The organism is Amycolatopsis sp. NPDC049252, from assembly GCF_043197175.1.
GTDB lineage: Bacteria > Actinomycetota > Actinomycetes > Mycobacteriales > Pseudonocardiaceae > Amycolatopsis.
Window position 1 is genome coordinate 40,357 of the sequence record NZ_JBICSQ010000025.1, and the last position, 22,230, is coordinate 62,586.

Consider the following 22,230-nt stretch of genomic DNA (forward strand, 5'->3'; position numbering starts at 1 on the left):
TGGAGTCGGCGGCCGAGGGGTTCGCCGAGTTGGCAAGGGATTGGGCGAGTGAAGCAGGACACGGCAGTGATGGACGGGCTGGGCGTCCGCTGGGCAGTGGGTCCGGGTATCGAGGTGACGGTGGAGGAGACCGGTCCGGATCGGTCGGCCCCGCCGGTTCTGGTGTTGGCCGGCGCGCCCTTCGTGCTGACGCTGGTCCCTTCACAGGACCAGGAAGCGTGGCCGGCCTGCGTGGCGTTCCTGCGACAGCTCCGCGACCACGCCGAGGACCTGGCGGCGCTCCTGGAAGCCCGCGCGGAGAGGCGTGATCGTGCGGAAGGCTGAGCCGAAGACGCTGCGGGAGGCCCACGAGGTCGTGATGGAACGCCGGCCAGCGAACAACGCGAACCCGTCGGTCTGGCTGGCGTTCCGGCTCGGCAACGCGCGGTTGTATAAGGCGATCGCGGACGTCGACCGGGGTCATCACCACGAGGCGCTGTACTGGGCTGGATATGAGGAGCGGCAGGCGGGTGAGATCTCGGCCGAACTCCAGGTGGAAGGGAAGCCTGCTGATTAGTCGCATGTAGACGGCCGGAAAGTCAACAGTATCAGCGAAAAACGCACGCTATGACGTGCGGCGTTGAAGCACGTCCTGATGTGGGTGCGTGTGATCCGTTAAGGCGCAGAAGCGGAACCTGGCTACCAACCTTGCCGCTCCTGCGCTGTCCACAACCAGCGGAAGTGAACAATGACAACGCTAAACGATGACAACGGGCGAGCGTCAACGGGGGTCACCCGAACGCGCTGCGACTCCTGCAAACGCTTCGCCAAACTCCTTCCCGGCGAGACCCAGTGCGCTCCGTGCTTGGGGATGCTGCCGCTGGATCTGCGGGTGAAGCGGGGTGGTCGGTGATGTCTCCCGGCTTCGCGGTGATGGCTCTGGCTGGGCTGGGGCTTGGTGTGTGGGTGCTGCACAAGGTCGGCCGCGCACTGGCGTCAGTGATCGAAGCGCTGGCTGCTGCGGCTGTGGTGTTCGTGGCGCTGTGGTGGCTGTGCAAGGCCGTCGTCTGGATGCTCGCGCAGGTCGTGACCCGGTGGCGGACCAGCCTCGCCGTGGTCGCGGTGTTCGGGTGGTGTGAGCTGTTCGGCTGGCTCTCCCTGGTGCTCGTCGCGGCCAACATCGCGGTGGTCCTGTTGACGTGGTGGGCGATCGACGCTGTCTCGTTCGATCAGTGGTGCTGGCGGTTCCTGCGCTCCTGGTGGGCGCGCTGGGCGGTTTATGGGCGGAAGCTGCCGGAGTGGCTGCACGCCTGTGGCCTGTCGGTGCGGGACGAGGCGCTGCCGGTGGTGGTGAACGTGAACCTGGTCGGCCGCCGACGCGCCCTGTCCCGCTCCACGTCGAACCGGGCGAACGCGCGGCTGCCCAAGGTTCTCGGCGTCCGTTCCGGTGCCTCGTGGGATGAGGTGCGGGTGGAGCTGGTGGCCGGGCAGAAGCCGGAGGACTTCGACGACGCCGCCCGTGCCTTGGCCGTCGCGCGGAAGGTCGCCCGGTGTCAGGTCCGTGAGCTGGCCCCGAACGTCGTGTCGATCGACTTCCAGCGTCGTGACTTGCTCGGCGGAGGTGTGGCCGGCCCGCAGGTCCCGGAAGGCATCGACTCGTCCGGTGTGGACTTGCGCAACGTTTGGGCGGGCCGGACCGAGTACGGGCGTGACTGGCGTGTTCCGCTGCTGGGCTCAGGTGCACATTGCTTGACCGCTGGTGCCTCGGGCGCGGGCAAGAACTCGGTGATGTGGTGCCCGCTGGTCGCGGCGGCCTCGGCGATTCGGGCTGGGGTGGTGCGCATGTCCGGCATCGATCCGAAGGGCATGGAACTGGCTTACGGGCGCGGCATCTTCTCCCGCTACGCGGTCGGTGGCAAGGACGCGGTGGAAGTCCTCGACGGCCTGGTGGACGAGATGGAATCCCGCAAGCGGGCCTTTGCCGGTCGGCTGCGGACCATCCCGGTGTCGGCGGATTATCCGTTGGAGCTGCTGGAGTTCGACGAGATCGGGGCGCTCACGAAGTACACCGATCGCAAGACCCGTGAGGCCATTGTGGAACGCGTCGCCCTGCTGACAACACAAGGTCGGGCGTTGGGGATCTCGGTCCGTGGTTACGTCCAGGAGCCCACGAAGGACACCGTCCCGGTCCGTGAGCTGTTTACCCGTCGGGTGTGTCTGCGGGTGACGTCGAAGACGCACGTGGGCATGGTGCTCGGTGATGGCGTGTACGAGCGCGGGGCGTGGGCCAACCGGATTGGCGACTCGGAGGCCGGCGTGGGCTACGTCTGGGGCGAAGGCATCCGCGAACCGCTGCGTATCCGCGCCGGGTGGGTCTCTGACTCCACGGTGAAGGCGCTGGAGGAGTACGTGACCAACGGGGGTGTCGCGGATCTGCGGCACGGCGGTGAGGGGGTGGCCGCGTGAACCGGCTGATGATCTTCCTCGACGCCATCCGAGACCACCTCGACTCGCATCAGCTGCCGCCGGCCGCGTCGGTCGACGTCAACGCCTGGTCGAGCCCGATCACGGTTCAGCTCGACGTCGATGGCCTGCGGGAGGTGTCGCGGGCGTTGCTGGTCTGGACGCAGACGCTCGAGGACGTCTCGGCTCGGTTGTGGCGGCTGGTCGATGGGCGGTGGGTGCACCTGTCGATCAGCGGCCGGACGCCGTGCGGCATTCCGGTCGTGGTGTTCGGGGTGGTCCGGTTCGAGCCAAGCACGTTCCCGGACCTCCCGGCAGGGGCGAAGCAGGACATGGCGGTGTTCCTGCTGCGCGGTTGGTCCTCGCCGGGGGAGGTGGCGGCCTGATGAGTGAGACACGCGCGGAGCGGATGCGGGCACCGTTGGCGGCTGACGTGATCCGGGCGACGGCGGAGAAGTATGGCGTCTGCGTCCGGCCCTTCACGATGGAAGTAGGCGACACGGAGACGGGCGAACTCCGCTACGTCCCCGTGCCCTGCGGTTCCACAGTGGAATCCGTCTGCCAGCCCTGTGCTCGGAAGGCGAAGGCTCTGCGGCAAGCCCAGTGCCGCGAGGGCTGGCACATGACCGAAGAACCCACCCTCACCGCTGTGCCGCCCTCGGAAGACCACAAGGAGCTGCTGACTTACCGCGCAGATTTGGTTGCGGCCTACCGGGAGGTGGCCGAGCACGACCAGCCGGAGGCGGAAGAACTGAGGGAGGAGATCACCGGGGTTGACGCGGAACTTCGGCAACTCGGGATGCGGGGCCGGCTGCCCGCCCTCGACGTGCCGACCAAGCGGGTGGTGAAGCGCTCGACCAAGCGGAGGCAGGACGCGCCGAACCTGCCCCGGCAGAAGGTCGCGAAGACCACGGTCGGGCGGGAGTACGCGGGGAAGTTCCGGCCGTCCATGTTCGTCACGCTCACCTGCGATACCTACGGCCCGGTCCGTGATGGGGCCCCGGTCGACCCGTCCCTCTATGACTACCGGCGGGCGGCCCGGGACGCGGTGCACTTCTCGGCGCTGGTGGATCGGTGGTGGCAGAACCTCCGCCGGGTCGTCGGCTGGGACGCCCAGTACTTCGCCACGGTCGAGCCGCAGAAGCGCACGGCTCCGCACCTGCACGCAGCGATCCGCGGTGCGATCCCGCACGACGTCATCCGCCAGGTCACCGAAGCCACCTATCACCAGGTCTGGTGGCCCAACCACGACCAGATCGTCTACACAGATCGGCTGCCGGTCTGGGACGGCGACACCCGGATGTTCCTCGACCCGGACACCCGCGAGCCGCTGACCAGCTGGGACGACGCCGTGGACCAGACCGAAGACCCGGCTCATGTCGTGACCTTCGGGCGGCAGGTGCATTCGAAGGGCATCCTCGGCGGCACGGAGGAGGCCGGCCGCCACATCGGCTACCTGACGAAGTACCTGACCAAGTCCACCGGTGAGGTGGTGGAAGCGGACACGGCGCGGCTGCGGGATCACCACGACCGGCTGCACGCCGAGCTGTCGGTGACGCCGTGCTCGCCGCGCTGCGCGGTCTGGCTGCTCTACGGGGTTCAGCCGAAGGGCGCTGGAAGCAAGACCACTCCAGGGCATTGCAAGGGGCGGGCTCATCGGCGGACCACGCTCGGGCTGCCGGGGCGGCGGGTGCTGGTGTCGCGCAAGTGGTCAGGCAAGACGCTCGACGACCACAAAGCCGACCGCAAGGCGTTCGTCACGCAGGCGTTGGCGGCGATCGGGATCGAGAAGCCGCAACCGGACCCGGCCCGGCTGGTGTGGCGGAAGGTCGAGCCCGGCGACCCGCAGGTGCCGCCGCGTCCGCATCTGGTGATGCGTGCGATCGCGGAGCGGATCACGTGGAAGGCCGAGTACGACCGGGCACTACTCGCGGCCGCTGGACCACCGGGGAGTGATCCAGAAACTTCGGCAACTCAGCTCGCAGCGTGACACGGGGGAGCACATGAACAACGTCCACAGCATCGAACGTCTCTGGTCCGTCGAGGACGTCTCCGACTACCTCGGCGTCCCGGTCAAGACCCTCTACCAGTGGAAATGGCGTGGTGAGGGACCGCCGGTGAAGAAGATCGGCCGGCACCTGCGCTACAACCCGGCCTCCGTGCGGGCCTGGGCCACCGAAGCCGCGTAACCAGTTTCGAGAAAGGAGAGTCCACATGGGACATATTCAGGACCGGTGGTACCGCCAGGCGCGGCACCCGGAAGCCGGACGGCTGCTCTTCAACGACAAGGGCAAGCCGGTGATGGAGAAGTCCGAGCTGTACGGCGTCGGCCTGAGGTACAAGGTTCGTTACCTCGACCCGGAGGGCGGCGAACGGTCCAAGTCGTACCCGGACAAGCAGAAGAAGCGCGCCGAAGACTTCCTGATCGAGGTCGAGTCGGACAAGCGGGAGGGCAAGTACGTCGACCCGCAGGCCGGCCGCGTGCTGTTCTCCGTCGTCGCGGATCGGTGGGTTGCTGCGCAGACCTTCGACCACACGACGCGGGAGCGGGTGATCAGCCGTCTCGCCAATCACCTCAAGCCGTTCTTCAAGGCGAAGACCATCGGGGCGATCAAGCCCAGTGACGTCCAAGCCTGGCTTCGCTGGCTCCAGGATCGCGGGGTGAGCACGCGCTCGCGAGTCCTGTACTTCACTCACCTCGTGTCCATCCTTCGCTTCGCGAAGGAGGACAAACTCATCGTGAGCAACCCTGCCCAGGCGTCGAGTGTGACTCGGCCCCGGGCGGATCTGCGGCAGGTGCAGCCCTGGCGGCCGGAGCGGGCGCAAGCCGTCTTGAACGCGCTGCCCGTCCGGTTCAAGCCGGTCGTCCGTATCCCGGCCGGGATCGGCCTGCGGCAGGGTGAGGTGTTCGGCTTTTCCCTCGACGACGTCGACCGGGAGCGAAACATCGCCCAGATCGAGCGGCAGGTCCGGATCGTCGACAACGTCCTGTGCTTCGCGCCGCCGAAGCGAGGCAAGACGCGAGAGGTGCCGATCGGTAGCAAGCTGCTGTCCGCCCTGGACGAGTACGCCGAGCAGTTCCCGGCGACCGAGATCACGCTTCCGTGGGTCCATCCCGAGGGCAAGCCGGTCACCGTGAAGCTGCTCGTGGTCGACTACGACGGGCTGCCGTTCCGGCGCGGCGGCTTCCGGCTGAGCGTCTGGCTACCCGCGCTCAAGAAGGCCGGCATCGAGAAGCCGACCCGGGCGGACGGGATGCACGCGCTCCGTCACCTCTACGCCTCGGTGCTGCTCGACGCGGGCGAGTCCATCAAGGCTCTCTCCAGCTACCTCGGTCACTCGGACCCGGGCTTCACTCTGCGCGTCTACACGCACCTGCTCCCGACCAGCCACGAGCGGACCCGCAACGCCGTCGACGCCCTGTTCAGAGACGGCCTGGCGGCGGCCTGAGGAAGATCCACAAGGGTAAAACCGCAGCTAGGCGTACATGGCCAACCAGATCGCGATGTAGTGCGAAACCGCCGCCAACACCGTGCAAGCGTGGAAGTACTCGTGGTACCCGAACGTATCCGGCCAGTGGTTGGGCCACTTGAAGCCGTAGAACGCCGCTCCCAGCGTGTAGAACAGGCCGCCCACGCACAGCAGCACCAGGGCCGCGACGCCCGCGTGCGACAGCAGCTCCGGGAAGACGAACACCGCCACCCAGCCCAGCGCTATGTAGATCGGGACGCCCAGCCAGCGCGGCGCGTGGGGCCACAGCATCTTCAGCGCCACTCCGAGGACCGCGCCGCCCCAGACGATGGAGAGGATGATGTAGCCCGTGGGCTTGGACATCGCCAGCAGGGTGAACGGGGTGTACGTGCCCGCGATGAACAGGAAGATCATCGAGTGGTCCGCGCGCTTCATCCACTTGTACGCCCGGGGGCTCCACAAGCGACGGTGGTACAGCGCGCTCACGCCGAACAGGCCCAGCACCGTCAGGCCGTAGACCGACGTCGCCAATGCGGCTAGCGGGGACACTGTGGACGCGGCCAGGCTGATCAGCACGGCCGTCGCGGCGACGGCGCCGAAGAACGACCAGAAGTGGATGTGGCCCCGCAATCGTGGGCGCAGGTCCACTACGGGCTCGGGGGGATCCGTCGTCACACTCACACAACCAGGTTACGGGAGCGTAGGTTCCCGGACAGCGGTCAAGTCACACGCCTCACATCGAGTGCGTACTCTTCCTGGACGTGAGTGTTCGCTCCTTCTTGTCCGACGTCGTGTACAGCGCCTACGGCAGGCGCCTCATCCAGCAGGCCCGCGGCCGGCATCCCCGGCACATCGCCATCATGCTCGACGGCAACCGCCGGTGGGCGCGGGAAGCGGGCTTCGCGGACGTCGCGGACGGTCACCGGGCCGGCGCGAAGAAGATCGCGGACTTCCTGAGCTGGTGTCACGAGGCCGAAGTCGAGGTGGTCACCATGTGGCTGCTCTCCACCGACAACCTCAACCGCGACCCGGACGAGCTCACGCCGCTGCTGGAGATCATCACCGACGTCACCGACGAGCTCGCCGCGCCGGGCACGCAGTGGCGGCTCCGGATCGTCGGGGCGCTCGACCTGCTACCCGCCGAAGTCGCCAAGCGACTCAGCGAAGCCGCGGCACGCACCGAGGGGCGCACCGGCATGGAGGTCAACGTCGCGGTCGGTTACGGCGGGCGCCAGGAAATCGCGGACGCCGTGCGCAAGCTGCTGCTCCACCACGCCGACGAAGGAACCAGCATTCACGAGCTGGCGAAAATTCTCGACGTCGACCACATCTCCGAGCACCTCTACACCTCGGGGCAGCCGGATCCGGACCTCATCATCCGCACTTCCGGTGAACAGCGGCTCTCCGGATTCCTGCTCTGGCAGTCCGCGCATTCGGAATTCTGGTTCACCGAAGCCTATTGGCCGGCATTCCGCCGGGTCGACTTCCTGCGTGCGATCCGCGACTACGCCTGGCGGCACCGCCGGTTCGGCTCCTGAGACACCGAGACACCGAGACGCCGAAAGGCCCCGGAGCGGACTCCGGGGCCTTTCACGCGCACCGCACTCAGTGGTGGTGGTGCTCCAGCGAGTGCAGCACCAGCGCCGGCGAGGTCAGCACGCCGGTGTAGGCGCCCGCGACCAGGGAGGCCGCGCCGTAGCCCAGGGCGCCGCCGCCCTCGATGAACGTGGCGTAGGCGTCGCCGAACGTCGGGTCCGGGGTGCCGCTCGAGTCGCCCGTCGCAGCGAACGCGGTGCTGCCGACCATCATGAGGCCCGCAGCGGTGGCGGCGACGAAACCAGCCTTCTTCAGCACTTGGCACACTCCTAGGTAGAACTGTTGGGGTCCGGGCGCCGGATGAACCGGCGGTGTGTCCCGCAGTCAAAAAATTACTCGCTATTCGGGCTTCTCGTACGCCTTGTACGCCCATTGTGTGAGCCCGATGCAGGCGCTTTCACTCGGTACGGTTCTCTCTCCGCGACGCAAAATGCATTACTCAACCCGACGTGGTAGAACCCCGAAGCCGATCTTGTGAATACGTCGGGTCAGCGAATTGTTCAAGATCATTCCGACGGGTGTGTATCGATCGAGACTGCGACTACGCAGAGCCACCGTCACCAGGCGTTGATGTCAGACGACCGACAGTGAGGTGACGATCTGGCGAATCACCGGGTTGGCTCCCTGCGCGATCACCGATTCGTGGGTACCTTCCGAGATGAGGGCACGCGATCCGTGCGGGTCCTCGCGGGAGGCCCTGGTCGTGACGGTGATCGAGGGGGCGGCGCAGCCGCCCACGAGACGCACGAGGGGGCCGGCACCCGGCCCTCGTGGCCGCGTCGCCTGACAGCTCGTCAGGCGGAGTGGTCCAGCCAGGGAGGTGCCCGGCCCAGCGAGTGCGGGCGTGAGGTGCACACGCCCTCGAGGGAGATGCCGTCGTGACTGCGCAGCGTTTGCCCCGTAAGGCCTCTGGCCGTTCTTCGACCGGTGCCTCTGGCCCGGAGAAAGCCTCGACCTCGCCCGAATCCCAGCAGCACATGTACGTGCTCGACACGTCGGTCCTCCTCTCGGACCCGTGGGCGGTCACCCGCTTCGCCGAGCATGCCGTCGTGCTTCCGCTGGTCGTCATCAGTGAACTGGAGGCGAAGCGCCACCACCCGGAGCTCGGCTGGTTCGCCCGGGAATCCCTGCGCATGCTCGACGACCTGCGCCGGCAGCACGGCAGGCTCGACGCGCCGCTCCCCATCGGGGACCACGGCGGCACGCTGCAGGTGGAGCTGAACCACTCGGACCCGACGGTGCTCCCGGTCGGGTTCCGCACCGACTCCAACGACCACCGGATCCTCGCCTGCGCGCTCAACCTGGCGGCGGAGTTCCCGGCGGTCACCCTGGTGACGAAGGACATCCCGCTGCGGGTCAAGGCGGGGGCCGTGGGCCTGGAGGCCGACGAGTACCGCGCGCAGGAGGTCACGCCGTCGGGCTGGACCGGCATGGCGGACGTCGACGTCGATCAGGACGTGCTGGACACGCTCTTCGGCGGCGGCACCGTCGACCCGGTTGAGTACGGCATGGACGAGCTCGCCGAGCTGCCCTGCCACACCGGGCTGCGGCTGCTCGCGGGCAGCTCCAGCGCGCTGGGGCGGGTCACGGCGGACAAGCGCATCCGGCTGGTCCGCGGCGACCGCGAGGCGTTCGGCCTGCACGGCCGCAGCGCCGAGCAGCGCGTCGCGCTCGACCTGCTGCTCGACTCCGACGTCGGCATCGTCTCCCTCGGCGGCCGCGCCGGCACCGGCAAGTCGGCGCTCGCGCTGTGCGCCGGGCTCGAGGCCGTGATGGAACGCCGCCAGCACCGCAAGGTCGTGGTGTTCCGGCCGGTCTACGCGGTCGGCGGCCAGGACCTCGGCTACCTGCCCGGGTCCGAGAGCGAGAAGATGCAGCCCTGGGCGCAGGCGGTGTTCGACACCCTCGGCGCGCTGGTCAGCCAGGACGTCCTGGACGAGGTGTTCGACCGCGGCATGCTCGAGGTGCTGCCGCTGACGCACATCCGAGGCCGCTCGCTGCACGACACGTTCGTCATCGTCGACGAGGCGCAGTCACTGGAACGGAACGTCCTGCTCACGGTGCTTTCGCGGCTCGGCACGGCGTCGCGGGTGGTGCTCACGCACGACGTCGCCCAGCGCGACAACCTGCGGGTCGGGCGGCACGACGGCGTCTCGGCGGTGATCGAGAAGCTCAAGGGCCACCCGCTCTTCGCGCACGTCACGCTGACGCGCTCGGAGCGTTCGCCGATCGCCGCCCTGGTGACGGAGATGCTGGAGGACCACGGCTGAGCCCAAGTCCGTGAATGGCACATTGAGGGACTCAGAGTCCCTCAATGTGCCATTCACGGCTTTTACCAGCCTGAGGGCAGCGGGCGGCCTTCGGCGAAGCCGGCCGCCGACTGGACGCCGAGTACCGCGCGCTCGTGGAACTCCTCCAGGGTGCGCGCGCCCGCGTAGGTGCACGACGACCGGACGCCGGAGCCGATCGAGTCCAGCAGGTCCTCGACGCTCGGCCGTGCCGGGTCGAGGGACATCCGCGACGACGAGATGCCCTCCTCGAACAGCGCCTTGCGCGCGCGGTCGAACGAGCCGTCGGTGCGCGTCCGCGCGCCCACCGCGCGCTTCGACGCCATCCCGAACGACTCCTTGTAGGGCCGCCCCTGCTCGTCGAACCGCAGGTCGCCGGGGGATTCGTAGGTGCCGGCGAACCACGAGCCGACCATCGCCGCGGACGCGCCGGCGGCCAGCGCCAGCGCGACGTCGCGCGGGTGGCGGACGCCGCCGTCGGCCCAGACGTGCTTGCCCAGCTCGCGCGCGGCGGCTGCGCATTCGCCGACCGCGGAGAACTGCGGGCGGCCCACGCCGGTCATCATCCGGGTCGTGCACATCGCCCCCGGCCCGACACCGACCTTGACGACGTCGGCGCCGGCCTGGATCAGGTCGCGCGTGCCCTCGGCGGTCACCACGTTCCCGGCGACCACCGGGACCTGCGGCGACACCGACCGGACGGCCTTCAGCGCGGCGATCATCTTCTCCTGGTGGCCGTGCGCGGTGTCGACGACCAGCACGTCGACGCCCGCGGCGAGGACCGCCTCGGCCTTCGCCGCGACGTCGCCGTTCACGCCGACCGCGGCCGCGACGCGCAGCTTGCCGTCGTCGTCGACCGCCGGGGTGTAGATGTCCGCGCGCAGCGCGCCGACCGCGGTCAGCACGCCCGCGAGGCGGCCGTCGGCGTCCAGGCCGAGCGCCAGGTGGGCGGCCTGGGCGTGCAGTAGTTCGAAGACCTCGCGCGGCGGCGTGTCCAGCGGGACGACGACGGTCGGCGGCTGGGCGACGTCGGCGAGCCGCGCGAAGCGGTCGACGTTCGCGCACGCCGCTTCGGTGACGATGCCGGTCGGGCGGCGTTCGCCGTCCACGACCACGACGGCGCCGTGGGAGCGCTTGTGGACCAGGTTGAGCGCGTCGGCCACCGCGTCGCCGCCGGTCAGCACCAGCGGCGTGTCCCAGACGGTGTGGCGGCTCTTCACCCAGCCGACGATGTCCGCGACGGCCGCGCTGTCGACGTCCTGGGGCAGCACCACCAGGCCACCGCGGCGGGCGACGGTCTCGGCCATCCGGCGGCCGGCAACGGCGGTCATGTTCGCCACGACGATCGGGATGGTGGCGCCGGTGCCGTCCGCGGTGGACAGGTCGACGTCGAAGCGGGACTCCACGTCCGAACGGTTCGGCAACAGGAACACGTCGTCGTAGGTCAGGTCGTGGGCGGGCCGGTGGCCGTCGAGGAAACGCACGAGTCCCCAGGTTACGTGGCTCACCGGGAGACGGCGAACGCGGCCGGGTGCGTGGGAGAATCGGGGCATGAGCCGCCGCGACCGGGACGCCGAGGGGCGCGCACGCAACGCACGGCCGCGCGACGGTCTCGGCCGCCCGCTGCCGTACGGCGCCGACGGTGTCGAACGCCAGCCGGAGGGCGTCGTCCGGACGCCGGCGCAAACGCTTGCGGAAGCACAACGGCTGCTCGACGACGGCAAGCCGTTCCACGCGCACGAGGTCTTCGAGGACGCCTGGAAGACCTCGGACGGGCCGGACCGCGAGCTGTGGCGCGGCCTCGCGCAGCTCGCCGTCGGCCTGACGCACGCGGCGCGCGGCAACACCGCCGGCGCGGCGTCGCTGCTGGAGCGGGGCGCGGTGAACATCGAGCCGTTCCGGGGTGAGCCGCCGCACGGCATCGACGTCGCGGGGCTGCAGCAGTGGGCGCGGGACCTGGTGGAAGAGGCGAAGCAGCAGGTCCGTGTCGAGCCCGTCCCGCCGCGGTTGACGCTGGTCGAGCCGCTGAACTGAACGCGGCCCGGCGCGCGAAGCAGCGCCAAGAACGTGCGGACCGGGGCGGCCGCACCGCGTGGGCGGAGACGCGGTCGCTGTTCGGGCTCCTGGTGATGAGAGGGCCGGACGAGCTGGTCGGCGCGGCCAAGGGCGTGCGGCGGGAGCCGTCGCCCGGAAGCACACTTCCTAGGGCTGGTCCCAGCCGGTGGACGCGGCCTTCTCGGCGCCGAGCGTCGTGCCTTCGCCGTGGCCCGTGTGCACCTTCGTGGCGTCCGGGAGCGGGAACAGCTTCTCCCGGATGGACTTCACGATGGTCGGGTAGTCCGAATAGGACCGTCCGGTGGCGCCGGGGCCGCCGTGGAACAGCGTGTCGCCGGTGAACAGCACGCCGAGGTCCTCGGCGTACAGGCAGACCGCGCCGGGCGCGTGCCCCGGTGTGTGGATGACGCGCAGCTCCGTGCCCGCGATGGTGATCGCCTGGCCGTCCGTCAGCTCGCCGTCCGGCGCGCGGTCCGGGTGCGTGAGGTCCCAGACGACCCGGTCGTCCGGGTGCAGCAGGATCGGCGCGCCGGTGGCCTCGGCGAGCGCCGGGGCGGCGTTGACGTGGTCGTTGTGCGCGTGCGTGCAGACGATCGCGGCCAGTTTCCGGTCGCCGACGACGTTCGCGATCGCCTTCGCGTCGTGTGCGGCGTCGATCACGATCACCTCCGCGTCGTCGCCCACGATCCACACGTTGTTGTCGACGTCCCAGCTGCCTCCGTCGAGCTCGAAGACGCCAGAGGTCACCAGGTTCTGCACGATCGCCGTCATGGGCCCGACCCTAGTGGCCAGGTCTCCGCAAGCTCGCATACCGTCGGTATCTACTTTCGGGTAGCCTTGCCCGATGATCCGCGACCTGCTGGCCGAACCCCTCAAGCTGCGCTGTGGCGACGTCCTGCCCAACCGGCTGGTCAAGTCGGCGCTCAGCGAGCAGCTCGGCGATCGGCGCAACGCCCCGACCCCCGAGCTGGCGCAGCTCTACCGGACCTGGGCCCGCGGCGGCGCCGGCACGCTGATCACCGGCAACGTCATGGTCGACCCGAGTGCCCTCGGCGAGCCGCGCAACGTCGCGCTCACACCCGATCCCGGCGTCTACCGGCCCTGGGCCCAAGCCGTCGACGGCACTGACACGCGGCTGTGGGTGCAGCTGAACCACCCGGGACGGCAGAGCCCGCGCTACCTGTCTCGCCAGCCCGTCGCGCCGTCCGCGGTGCCCTTCGGCGACCGAGGCGTCCGTACCGCCTTCGCCGCTCCGCGGGCGCTGTCCGGCGAAGAGATCGAAGCGATCATCGAACGCTTCGGCGTCGCCGCACGCACGTTCGTCGACGCGGGCTTCGCGGGCGTGCAGATCCACGGCGCGCACGGCTACCTCGTCTCCCAGTTCCTCTCGCCGCTGACCAACCGGCGGACCGACGCCTGGGGCGGCGACGCCGTCCGGCGGCGGCGGTTCCTGCTCGAGGTGGTGCGGCGCGTGCGGGACGCCGTCGGGGACCGCGTCCCGGTGTCGGTCAAGCTCAACAGCGCCGACTTCCAGCGCGGCGGTTTCACCGAGGAGGAGTCGCTCCAGGTCGTCCACGCCCTCGGCGAAGCCGGGCTGGACCTGCTGGAGGTGTCCGGCGGTACGTACGAGAAGGCCGTGATGATGGGGTCAGGCCGGGCGAGCACGCAGGCGCGCGAAGCGTACTTCCTGGACTACGCGGCGAAGGCGCGCAACGTCTCGGAGGTCGCGCTGATGGTCACCGGCGGCTTCACCACGCCCGGCGGGATGGCCGACGCGCTGAGCTCCGGCGAACTCGACGTCGTCGGGCTCGGCCGCCCGCTCGTCGTCGACCCCGGGCTGCCGGCCCGGCTGCTGGCCGGCGAGGACGTCCAGGCGCAGCGGCGCTGCCCGAAGACCGGCATCCGGCTGGCCGACAGCCTGCTGGAGATCCAGTGGCACACGCGCCAGATGCACCGGATCGCCTCCGGGCGGCCGGTCGACCGGCGTGGGGCGGCGCTGACCCTCGTGCAGGCCGGGTTCACCGACGGCCTCAACGCGTTCCGCCGCGTCCGCGGCTAGACGACCTCGGGCTGCGGCTCGGCGGCCGCGGCCCGGCGGAGCGCGCGGCGGTGGAGCGACCGGTCGACCAGGAAGACACCGGCCGCGAGCACGGTGAAGAAGACCCCGATGGCGATGCAGTTGAGCGTCACGCGGCCGTAGCCGAGCGCGCTCGCGTTGACGAACGGGTACGGGTAGAAGCCGGTGATCGCGCCGCGCACCAGCGTGAACGCGAGCCAGACCGCCGGGTAGACCAGCGACCACCACACGGTGGGCCAGGTCAGCGAGCCGCGCGGGCCGGCGACGAGCCAGCCGAGCACGAACACGATCGGCGTCACCTTGTGCAGCATGGTGTCGGCGAACAGCGAGAGCCCGTGCAGTTCGTAGAGGCCGGCGAGGGCGACCTGGTAGACGATGCCGGTCACGATGATGCCGGCGAGCGCGTCGAGCCAGAACACGCGGAACGGCCCGGTGACGCGGGCCGCGCCCAGCGCGACCAGCAGCGAGGTCGCGAAGACCAGCAGGTTCGAGTCGATCGTGAAGAAGCAGAGCATGTTCGCGATCCGCGCGGCGGCCGTGCGGTACTGGCCGGTGGTGTCGCCGGCGGTGGCGATCACCTGGCTGACCAGGCCGGTCAGCGCGACCACGGCGATGACCGCGAACGTGGCGCGCGTGAGCTTCGAACCGTGCATCCCCGGAGAATACCGGCTGGTAACCGCCGGGGGATCCTTTGTGGACCACTCGATCGAGTCACATCACCCGGCCCGCGAGCCCAATATTCTCGAGCGCGATGGACGTCGAACGCACGCCGGGGCGGCGCGGGCGGGTCGCGCTCGGCCCCGCGGAGGACACCGGGCCGGTCGCCGCGTTCGCGCGCCGGCTGTGGGAGCTCAAGCGCGCGGCGGGCGACCCGTCCTACGACCGGATGCGCGACGAGTTCGGCGCTCTGGCCTCGAAGTCCGCGTTGTCCGCGGCCGCGCGTGGCCGGCACCTGCCCAGCTGGGAGACGACCTGGGAGTTCGTGCGCGTGCTCGCGGTCGGCGTCCTCGGGCGGGACGAGTCGTCCGCCCGGCTGGAGTGGCGCGGCCTTTGGGAGCGCGCGCGGGAGCCGGAGCCCGCACCGCGCCGCCGTCCGGCGTACTGGCTCGCGGCGGCCGTCGCGCTGGTGCTGGCCGTGGCCCTGGTCCTGGTGTTCGGCGGCGCCTTTACCGGCGAGCCCGCGGCTTCGGGTGACGTGTCGGAGTTCGTCGGCGACGTCACCGTCCCCGACGGTTCCCCGATCCCGGCGGGCAGCCGGTTCGTGAAGACGTGGGAGCTGCGCAACGCCGGATCGGTCGGATGGATCGGCCGGTACCTCGTGCGCTCCGGTTCGTTCGGCAGCCCGGACGAATGCCGGACACCCGCCCGCGTCCCGGTGCCCTACACCGCTCCGGGCGAGCAGGTGCGGATCTCGGTCGACGTGCAGGCGCCGCCGTCAACCGGGCACTGCCAGGTCTACTGGAAGATGGCCGACGCCGAGGGCCACCTGCTGCTGCCGGACGACCGCGCGGTGTTCTTCTCGGTGCGGATCGTGCCCTGAATTTGGCTTTCCGTGGTCGCTGGCCAAAGCGCTGACCTGCGTGAACGATCTTGGTTTGGCTTTCGGTCCGGTCTGGCCACCGCATGCCTTCCGCCGTCGCGCGAATCGCCCTTAACGTCGTCGGTGCCCGGATCTCCCGGGTGAATCCGATTCAGTTTCGTTGCGGGGAAGGGAATCCATGCGTCCGTATCCGAAGGTCGCGGCCGTCACGGGAGCCGCGCTCGTCGCGGGCCTCCTGCCGGCCGGCGCGGCACCGGCTTCGGCGGCCGGGACCATCGCGAGTGATCCGATCATCACCTGCGATTCCGGCTACCACGGCTGGATGCGCCGGGCCGGCAAGGACGCCATCTGCCTGTGGCCGGGCGAGCGCACCTGGGACATCCGCGTGTTCGAGTGCGCGGGCGACCTGACGCTCTACTTCAAGAACGGCAAGCACGCCTACTGCGGCGGCTCGATGAAGTTCGGGATCGACATCGCCGAGACGTCCAACGTGGTCAAGACGAAGGTGGGGAACCGCTGATGCGCAAGGTGATCGCCGTCGTCCCGGTGGCACTGGCCGCGACGCTGCTGGCGGCGCCGTCGGCGTCGGCCGCGACGAAGGTGTGCGAAGGCGGCCCGCTGATGGGCGGGGCCACGAAGGTCGTCTCGGTGAGCGCCGGGCAGAAGATCGACATCACGGTGCACAACCACGACTACCGCGGGCTGCTCGTCCAGATCATCGACGACGTCTGGGACAAGGGGCTCTGGAGCGGCGCGATCGCCCCGGGCAAGGAGCACACCGTCTCGCACGGCATCCTCGGCGACCCGCCGGTCGGCCACCGGATCCGCTTCGAGGTGACGTCCAACCTGTCCAACAACTACACGTACGCGATCAAGTCGGATCGCTGTTACTGAGTGATGCCGAGCGCGCCCCGGGCGGTGTGCGTCCGGGGCGCGCCCGGTGGCCTACTTCAGCGCCTTGACCAGCGCGGGGACGAAGACCGACGCGTCGACCGTGCCCCAGCCGCTCGCGATGTCGAAGCCCTTCGCCGCGGTGAAGCCGGTGACGCCGTCCTGGCTGTTGTCACCTTCGGTCACGTCGATGATGCCCGCCTTGGTGCCGGCCGGGCCCAGCTTCGTGTACAGCGCCGGGTTGATCTGGCCGAGCTTGCCGCCCTTGGCCTGGACGGCCAGCGCGAGCACGCCGGCGAACAGCGGCGCGGACTGCGACGTGCCGTACACGCCTTCCATGCTGATGTCCGGGAACGAGCGCATCTTGCTGCCGGTGATCTTCTTGACGCCGTCCTGCCAGTTCGGCCGCGCGTACGTCTTGGAGAGGCCCGCACCTTCGGAGAAGCCGTTGTCGGCGACGTTCACGACGTCGTCCGGCTTGGTACGCGCGCCGGCGGAGTCGAGGTGCAGCTGGGTGCCGCCGAGCGTCGTGACACGCGGGTCGGACGCCGGCCAGCTCGCGACGCGGTACGGGTAGTTGCCCGGGCCGTAGAGGTATCCGCCGGTCGGGCCGTCGTCACCGGAGGAGGCGACCATCGTGATGCCGGCTTTGCTCGCGCGCTCCAGCGCCGGGTCGAGCGTCTTGATCGAGTCGAACGACGGGAAGTTCTCCTCGGTCGTGCCGAAGCTCATCGAGATGACGTCGGTCAGCTTGTGCTCGGTCATGTAGTCGACCGCGTGCATCATCTCGGGCAGGCCGGTGAAGCCTTGCGTCTCGGCGACGGGCGTGGCCGCGACGATGATCTTCGCGTTCGGCGCCAGGGCGTGCATCATCGTGACGTCGAGGTCGGTCTCGCCGCCCCAGCCCTGGCAGGTCGCGGTGTCGACCCCCGGGTCGGTGCACGCCGGCACCGGGCCGGACGGCTGGATGACCTCGACGTTCGCCGGCGGCAGGCCGTGGTTCTTCGAGTAGGTGTCGAGCACCTGCTTGACCTGGTCGTCGCCGAACGACACCAGCGTCGCGACGGTGCTGCCCGCGCCGGTGATGCCGTCGTTCCACAGCTTCGTCGCGTTGTAGGCGGTGCTCTCCTTCGGCAGCGTCGCCATCGCCGCTTCCAGCTTCGCGACCCGCTTCTGCACGGTGTCCGCGCCGACGAACGACTGCGCGGCCGCCGAGAAGTGGTGCTTCGACGGCTGGTGCCCGGCGTTCGGCGTGCTCGGCACCGGCGTCGCGCCGGCGGGTGCCGCGAACGCCGTCACGAGCAGGGTGGTGCTCGCGAGCAAGCCGGCGGCAGCGCGCAGTCTCATGCTTTCTCCCTGGGCTGAAGGAAACTCCGTCAGCCACTCTGGTCACGGCGGGGAGAAGGCAACATCGACTTTCGTCTTTCCTTTTAGGAGGAAAGCACCGCGAAGACGCTCGATGTCGTGATCGCTACTTTCGTCGTCACGCTCCTTCCGGAGGCGGGTTGGGGCATCAGCTGTGATTGAGCGGGCATCTCGCGTACCTGGTTGGACGACTCGCGTACTTGGACGGACGACTCGCGTGCCTGGACGGACGACTCGCTTGCCTGGGGGTCGGCTCGTCGTCAGGCTCCTTCCGAGCGGTCGCCGTGCAGCAGGCCGCGGACCGTGTCGATCGTGTCGGCGTCCGCCGCCTCCTTGTCCGGGCGGTAGCGGACCACCCGGGCGAAGCGCAGCGCGAGGCCGCCCGGGTAGCGGGTGCTGATCTGGGCGCTGTCCAGCTCGATCTCCACCACGATCTCCGGGCGGACGTACACCGTCCAGTCGTCGCGGTGGGTCTCGATCTCCTGGAACGCCGTCGTCTGCCAGGCGAGCAGTTCGTCGGTCATGCCCTTGAACGTCTTGCCCACCATGATCGGCGGCCCGCCGTCCGGGTCGCGGGCGCCGAGGTGCAGGTTCGACAGCGAGCCCGTGCGCCGGCCGTGACCCCACTCCGCGCCGAGCACCACCAGGTCGATCGTGTGCACCGGCTTGACCTTGAGCCACGCCCGCCCGCGCCGCCCCGCCGCGTACGTGGACGCCAGGTCCTTGACCATCACGCCCTCGTGCCCGGCCTCCATCGCCGCCTCCAGCACCTCGGCCGCGCGCGAAACGCCCACCTCGCCGGGGATCACGTGCGTCCCGGCGACCTTGCGCAGCGCCGCGTTGCGCTCCGACAGCGGCGCGTCCAGCAGGTCGACGCCGTCGAGGTGCAGGCAGTCGAAGAAGTACGGCCGCAGCAGCAGCGCCTTCACCTGCTCGTCGCGGGTGCTGCCGAACCGGCTCAGGGTCTCCTGGAACGGCCGTGGCCGACCGGCGTCGGTCAGCGCCAGCGTCTCGCCGTCGAGCACCACCGATTCGCACGGCAATGCCCGCACCAGTTCGACCAGCTCCTGGACGCTGGCGGTGATCTCGCGCAGCGTCCGCGTCCAGACGTGCACCTGGTCACCCCAGCGGTGCACCTGGATCCGGGCGCCGTCCATCTTGTACTCGACGATCGCCTCGGCGTGTTCGGCGACGGCCTCGTCCAGCGACTCCGCCGGCGACGCCAGCATCGGCCGGATCGGCGTGCCCAGCGTCAGCCGGAACTCCGCCAGCGCCGCCTGCCCGCCGGTCAGCGCCGCGACGCCGGTGGTGCCGAGCTTGCCCGACAGCATGAACGCCCGCCGCACGTCCACGGCCGGGACGTCGGCCGCCACCGCGACGGCGTCGACCATCACGCCCTCGAGCGCGCCCTGCCGCAGCTCGCCGGTGACCAGCCGGAACAGGAAGTCGTGCTCGGGCTTCGTGAGCCTGACGAACAGCGCGCGCAGCACCTCCTGCCGGCGCGTCGAAGAGCCGGTGCCCGCCGCCACGCCGGCGGCCTCGGTCAGCGCCGCGTCCACCTCCAGCACCGTCACCACCGGTTCCGGAGCGGGTGACGCGCCGAGCCCGGCCAGGGTGCGCCAGCCCGCACCCAGCCTGTCCTGCGCGGTCTGCCCCGTCAGGTACGCGATCACCACCGGGAGCTCCGCGACGTCGGCCGCGCGCAGCAGTTCGGCCAGGAGGGCGATCTTCGCCTTCCTGGACCTCGTCGCCGCCAGGTCGGCGGACGCCCGGACCATCTCGGTGAGCAGCACCCGGACATCATGACCCGAACCACCGACAATTTCTTCTCGGTCAGATGTCCGGCCTGGTGCAGAGGGGGTCGAGGAGGCCGTCCTTGGCCACGCACGGCGTGTACCCGGCGTCCTGCAGCTCGGCCCGCGCGGTCGGGCTCGCCAGGTAGTCCAGGAACCCCTTCAGCACGCTGCCGTTGTCCGGCACGCCCTTCGTGTACAGGTACTCGACGGTCCAGAACCGGTACCCGGCGTCGACCGTCGTGACGTCGGGGTAGTGGCCGTCGAGCTGCACGACACCCAGCTGCTGGTCGCGAGCGGCTGCGGTTTTGGCCGCCGGGACGTCGGCGTACCCGATCGCCCCCGGCACCGCGCTGACCTCGGTGAGCACCTCGGCCGTCGTCCCGCGTTCGCAGCGCGTGGTCGCCGCCGACGGGTCGCGCTCGGGCTTGCGGCACGAGTCCGACGTCAGCCGATCCTCGGCGCCGCCGAGCACCTTCTGCTCGAACGTCTTGCGCGTGCCCGACTCCTGCCCGCGCCCGACGATCCCGATCGGCACCGACGGCCCCGGCCGGATCTGGTCCCAGTTCCGCACGCGGCCGCTGAAGATGTCCTTGACCTGCTGCGTCGTCAGCCGGTCGACGCCGGCCGCGCGGTTGACGACCAGGGTGTAGACGATCACCGCGACGGCCTTCGCCTCGAGGTCCGCGCCCGCTTCACCTGAGTGGCCGTCCGACAGCACGGCCAGTTCGTTCTTGCCGGCCGCGTCGACCGGGGCGAGGGCGCGGACGCCGGTGACGCTGCCGGTCGCGCGGGTCGTGATGGCCGCGCCGTCGCACTGGGCGTGGTACTCGGCGGCGACGCGATCGATGATCGGCACGAACGCACTCGACCCCTCGACCGACAGCTTCCCCGTGGCGCAGAGCGCCGTCTCGCCGGACGGCCGCGACCACGACACGAGCAGCGTCGCCAGCAAGGCGCCGGTCAGCAGCACGCCGACCGCCGTCGTGACGACCGGCCAGGTGACCCGCCGCTGCTTGCGGTCGTCCTTGATCCGGCCGGCGGCGAGCCGGGCGTGGTGCTCGATCTCCTTGCTGATCTCGCCGTCGTGCCCGTCGGACTCGCGCAGCACGACGACGAGCTTGAACTTTTCCTTGCGCTTCAAGGAAAGCCGGGCGAACCGGACGCCGTGCCACTCGGGCGCTTCGGGTGCGGGCGTCTCCGCGAACCGCTTGGGCAGCCAGGCACGCACCCTCGCCAGTTTCGCGCCCTCCACCGGCCGTTGCGGGGTCTCGCGCGTGAAGAACTCGAGGCCGTCGCGGACGTGCTGGCGCAGGCCGTCGTCGGTGGCGTCGGACACCCGCGCGTCCCAGACGATCCGGCTGCCGAAGGTGAACGACAGCGGGATCTCGAAGTCCTCCGGCGCGATGTCGAACCCGCCGGTGTTGCGAACCCGGATCACCACGACGCTCATCCGGCTCAACAGCCGCGCGGTGCGCTCCAGCTGCGGATCCGCCTGCGCCGAACCGTTCTCACCGTCGTGCAGGTCGATCGGGGAGAGCCCGATCTTCGAGTTGTAGAGCACCCGGAACGCCAGCCGGCGCCGCCGGATGAAGTAGCGGTCCACGAACGGCGCGGCCATCGCGACCAGCGCGGCGAGACCGAGGACGAGACTGCCCGAATCCGAGCTGAGGATCTCGGCGAGTGACTGCATCGTCGCGCCGACGCCCACCGTGCCGCTCCTCTACCCCCGACTCCCCAGGTGAAGCAGCGTAGGCAGCCGTCACAGACCGTGGGGGTGGGACGGCCGAGTGTTCACCGGTCGTTCACCGGCCGGGGCTTCGGCGATCCAGCTGGCCAGCAGCCCGAGTGCGCGTTCGGACTCCGAACCCGGCTCGGCGTGGTAGATCACCAGACCCTGGTCCGGGTCGTCGGGCAGGCGCAGCGTCTCGTAGCGCAACCGCAGCTCGCCGACGACCGGGTTCATCATGCGCTTCCAGCCCTGCGCCTTTTCCTGCACGTGGTGCTCGGCCCACAGCGTGCGGAACCGCGCGCTGGCCAGGGACAGCTCGCCGATCAGCTGGGCGAACTCCGGATCACCGGGATGCCGGCCGCTCTCGGCGCGAAGGTTCGCGACGAGCTCGCGGCACACCGAGTCGTACTCGGGGTGCAGCTGCTTCGCGCGCTCGTCCAGGAAGAACAGCTTCGCCATGTTGCGCTCGTCGAGGTTGCCGAAGTCGAACGCGACCGCGCCGCCGAGCGCGTTCCACGCCAGCACGTCCAGGTAGCGGCCGAAGATGAACGCGGGCGCCTGGACGGCGTCCAGCAGGAGCTGCAGCTCGGGCCGGACCTGCTGGGGCCCGCGCCGGTCGCGGCGCTTCGGCGCGGCGAGGTTGCGCAGGTAGGACTCCTCGTCCGGCCGCAGCCGCAACGCGCGGGCCAGCGCGTCGAGGATCGCCTCCGAGACGTTCTTCGCGCGGCCCTGCTCCAGCCGCGTGTAGTAGTCGACGCTGATACCCGCCAGCTGCGCGATCTCCTCGCGGCGCAACCCGGCCACCCGGCGCCGGGTGATGCCCTGCGGCAGGCCGACCTCGTCCGGCTCGAGGGCGGCGCGACGCGCTTTCAGGAAGGCGCCGAGCTCGGCTGCGTCACTCATGTCCTCCAGTATCCCCGGGGCGCGGCGTTCAGCCTGGTACTGCCGGACCCAGGCAGGAGGCGGCCTGGCTCGGCCCC

Annotated in this window: 24 protein-coding genes; 14 read left to right on the top strand and 10 right to left on the bottom strand. The window is 70.1% G+C overall.

All coding sequences use genetic code 11. The annotated features are described in order from the left end of the window. Window positions 1–48 precede the first annotated feature (48 nt). The 7 genes from ACGFMK_RS25260 to ACGFMK_RS25290 all read left to right on the top strand — a co-directional run bounded on the left by ACGFMK_RS25260 (window position 49) and on the right by ACGFMK_RS25290 (window position 5,892). Window positions 49–324 (top strand): hypothetical protein, encoded by a 276-nt coding sequence (locus ACGFMK_RS25260; RefSeq protein ID WP_392767777.1) that lies wholly within the window; start codon window positions 49–51, stop codon window positions 322–324. Continuing rightward, window positions 311–556 carry an AMED_5909 family protein gene (locus tag ACGFMK_RS25265; protein ID WP_392767780.1) on the top strand — a complete coding sequence of 82 codons (246 nt, stop codon included), beginning with the start codon at window positions 311–313 and terminating at the stop codon, window positions 554–556. Before ACGFMK_RS25260 ends, ACGFMK_RS25265 begins: the two co-directional genes overlap by 14 nt. 335 nt (window positions 557–891) lie before the next feature. After that, window positions 892–2,445 (top strand): FtsK/SpoIIIE domain-containing protein, encoded by a 1,554-nt coding sequence (locus ACGFMK_RS25270; RefSeq protein WP_392767781.1) that lies wholly within the window; start codon window positions 892–894, stop codon window positions 2,443–2,445. Then, a complete protein-coding gene (locus tag ACGFMK_RS25275; protein ID WP_392767784.1) occupies window positions 2,442–2,828 on the top strand; it encodes a hypothetical protein in 387 nt (128 codons plus the stop codon). Before ACGFMK_RS25270 ends, ACGFMK_RS25275 begins: the two co-directional genes overlap by 4 nt. Beyond that, window positions 2,828–4,432: a replication initiator gene (locus ACGFMK_RS25280; RefSeq protein ID WP_392767786.1), complete on the top strand. Its 1,605-nt coding sequence runs from the start codon at window positions 2,828–2,830 to the stop codon at window positions 4,430–4,432. The genes ACGFMK_RS25275 and ACGFMK_RS25280 overlap by 1 nt, the downstream gene beginning before the upstream one ends. 13 nt (window positions 4,433–4,445) lie before the next feature. Next, window positions 4,446–4,631 (top strand): helix-turn-helix domain-containing protein, encoded by a 186-nt coding sequence (locus tag ACGFMK_RS25285; protein ID WP_155541036.1) that lies wholly within the window; start codon window positions 4,446–4,448, stop codon window positions 4,629–4,631. A 25-nt stretch (window positions 4,632–4,656) separates the two neighbouring features. Then, a complete protein-coding gene (locus ACGFMK_RS25290; protein WP_392767790.1) occupies window positions 4,657–5,892 on the top strand; it encodes a tyrosine-type recombinase/integrase in 1,236 nt (411 codons plus the stop codon). A 27-nt stretch (window positions 5,893–5,919) separates the two neighbouring features. Here ACGFMK_RS25290 and ACGFMK_RS25295 read toward each other — a convergent pair whose 3' ends face one another. Beyond that, entirely contained in the window at window positions 5,920–6,561 is a 642-nt protein-coding gene (locus ACGFMK_RS25295) for a hemolysin III family protein (RefSeq protein WP_392767944.1), read from the bottom strand. A 113-nt stretch (window positions 6,562–6,674) separates the two neighbouring features. Here ACGFMK_RS25295 and ACGFMK_RS25300 point away from each other — a divergent pair, with 113 nt between their 5' ends. After that, window positions 6,675–7,451 carry an isoprenyl transferase gene (locus ACGFMK_RS25300; protein ID WP_392767793.1) on the top strand — a complete coding sequence of 259 codons (777 nt, stop codon included), beginning with the start codon at window positions 6,675–6,677 and terminating at the stop codon, window positions 7,449–7,451. A 67-nt stretch (window positions 7,452–7,518) separates the two neighbouring features. Here the strand turns inward: ACGFMK_RS25300 and ACGFMK_RS25305 are convergent, their stop codons facing one another. Together ACGFMK_RS25305 and ACGFMK_RS25310 are read right to left on the bottom strand one after the other, a co-directional pair. Continuing rightward, a complete protein-coding gene (locus ACGFMK_RS25305) occupies window positions 7,519–7,767 on the bottom strand; it encodes a hypothetical protein (protein ID WP_392767796.1) in 249 nt (82 codons plus the stop codon). Between the two features lie 315 nt (window positions 7,768–8,082). Further along, on the bottom strand, window positions 8,083–8,256 hold the full coding sequence (locus tag ACGFMK_RS25310; RefSeq protein ID WP_392767799.1) for a hypothetical protein: 174 nt from the start codon (window positions 8,254–8,256) through the stop codon (window positions 8,083–8,085). A 230-nt stretch (window positions 8,257–8,486) separates the two neighbouring features. Here ACGFMK_RS25310 and ACGFMK_RS25315 point away from each other — a divergent pair, with 230 nt between their 5' ends. After that, window positions 8,487–9,779 carry a PhoH family protein gene (locus ACGFMK_RS25315; protein WP_392767802.1) on the top strand — a complete coding sequence of 431 codons (1,293 nt, stop codon included), beginning with the start codon at window positions 8,487–8,489 and terminating at the stop codon, window positions 9,777–9,779. Window positions 9,780–9,841: 62 nt separating this feature from the next. On the opposite strand, the gene ACGFMK_RS25320 is transcribed toward ACGFMK_RS25315, so the two are convergent. Then, window positions 9,842–11,281: a GuaB1 family IMP dehydrogenase-related protein gene (locus tag ACGFMK_RS25320; RefSeq protein ID WP_392767805.1), complete on the bottom strand. Its 1,440-nt coding sequence runs from the start codon at window positions 11,279–11,281 to the stop codon at window positions 9,842–9,844. A gap of 67 nt (window positions 11,282–11,348) precedes the next feature. Here ACGFMK_RS25320 and ACGFMK_RS25325 point away from each other — a divergent pair, with 67 nt between their 5' ends. Further along, on the top strand, window positions 11,349–11,831 hold the full coding sequence (locus ACGFMK_RS25325; RefSeq protein ID WP_392767808.1) for a DUF309 domain-containing protein: 483 nt from the start codon (window positions 11,349–11,351) through the stop codon (window positions 11,829–11,831). Window positions 11,832–11,999: 168 nt separating this feature from the next. Here the strand turns inward: ACGFMK_RS25325 and ACGFMK_RS25330 are convergent, their stop codons facing one another. After that, window positions 12,000–12,623 (bottom strand): MBL fold metallo-hydrolase, encoded by a 624-nt coding sequence (locus ACGFMK_RS25330; RefSeq protein WP_392767811.1) that lies wholly within the window; start codon window positions 12,621–12,623, stop codon window positions 12,000–12,002. Window positions 12,624–12,696: 73 nt separating this feature from the next. Between ACGFMK_RS25330 and ACGFMK_RS25335 the strand changes: the two genes are divergently transcribed. After that, window positions 12,697–13,911: an NADH:flavin oxidoreductase/NADH oxidase family protein gene (locus ACGFMK_RS25335; RefSeq protein WP_392767813.1), complete on the top strand. Its 1,215-nt coding sequence runs from the start codon at window positions 12,697–12,699 to the stop codon at window positions 13,909–13,911. Here ACGFMK_RS25335 and ACGFMK_RS25340 read toward each other — a convergent pair. After that, a complete protein-coding gene (locus ACGFMK_RS25340; RefSeq protein ID WP_392767816.1) occupies window positions 13,908–14,582 on the bottom strand; it encodes a Pr6Pr family membrane protein in 675 nt (224 codons plus the stop codon). The two genes, ACGFMK_RS25335 and ACGFMK_RS25340, sit on opposite strands and share 4 nt — an antisense overlap. A 98-nt stretch (window positions 14,583–14,680) precedes the next feature. Here ACGFMK_RS25340 and ACGFMK_RS25345 point away from each other — a divergent pair, with 98 nt between their 5' ends. From ACGFMK_RS25345 to ACGFMK_RS25355, 3 genes are all read left to right on the top strand, one after another. Further along, window positions 14,681–15,469: an NBR1-Ig-like domain-containing protein gene (locus tag ACGFMK_RS25345; protein ID WP_392767819.1), complete on the top strand. Its 789-nt coding sequence runs from the start codon at window positions 14,681–14,683 to the stop codon at window positions 15,467–15,469. 178 nt (window positions 15,470–15,647) lie between these two features. Then, complete coding sequence (locus ACGFMK_RS25350) at window positions 15,648–15,989, top strand: hypothetical protein (protein WP_392767822.1); 342 nt, start codon at window positions 15,648–15,650, stop codon at window positions 15,987–15,989. Next, on the top strand, window positions 15,989–16,363 hold the full coding sequence (locus tag ACGFMK_RS25355; RefSeq protein WP_392767825.1) for a hypothetical protein: 375 nt from the start codon (window positions 15,989–15,991) through the stop codon (window positions 16,361–16,363). The genes ACGFMK_RS25350 and ACGFMK_RS25355 overlap by 1 nt, the downstream gene beginning before the upstream one ends. A 51-nt stretch (window positions 16,364–16,414) precedes the next feature. Here the strand turns inward: ACGFMK_RS25355 and ACGFMK_RS25360 are convergent, their stop codons facing one another. From ACGFMK_RS25360 to ACGFMK_RS25375, 4 genes are all read right to left on the bottom strand, one after another. Beyond that, window positions 16,415–17,707, bottom strand: a complete 1,293-nt coding sequence (locus ACGFMK_RS25360; protein ID WP_392767828.1) for a S8 family serine peptidase — start codon at window positions 17,705–17,707, stop codon at window positions 16,415–16,417. A gap of 278 nt (window positions 17,708–17,985) precedes the next feature. Beyond that, the gene (locus ACGFMK_RS25365; protein WP_392767830.1) at window positions 17,986–19,518 is read right to left on the bottom strand and encodes an ATP-dependent DNA ligase; all 1,533 of its coding nucleotides are present in this window, start codon (window positions 19,516–19,518) and stop codon (window positions 17,986–17,988) included. 40 nt (window positions 19,519–19,558) lie between these two features. Then, window positions 19,559–21,229: a PstS family phosphate ABC transporter substrate-binding protein gene (locus ACGFMK_RS25370; RefSeq protein WP_392767833.1), complete on the bottom strand. Its 1,671-nt coding sequence runs from the start codon at window positions 21,227–21,229 to the stop codon at window positions 19,559–19,561. Between the two features lie 51 nt (window positions 21,230–21,280). After that, window positions 21,281–22,153 (bottom strand): helix-turn-helix transcriptional regulator, encoded by an 873-nt coding sequence (locus ACGFMK_RS25375; RefSeq protein ID WP_392767835.1) that lies wholly within the window; start codon window positions 22,151–22,153, stop codon window positions 21,281–21,283. Window positions 22,154–22,230 lie beyond the last annotated feature (77 nt).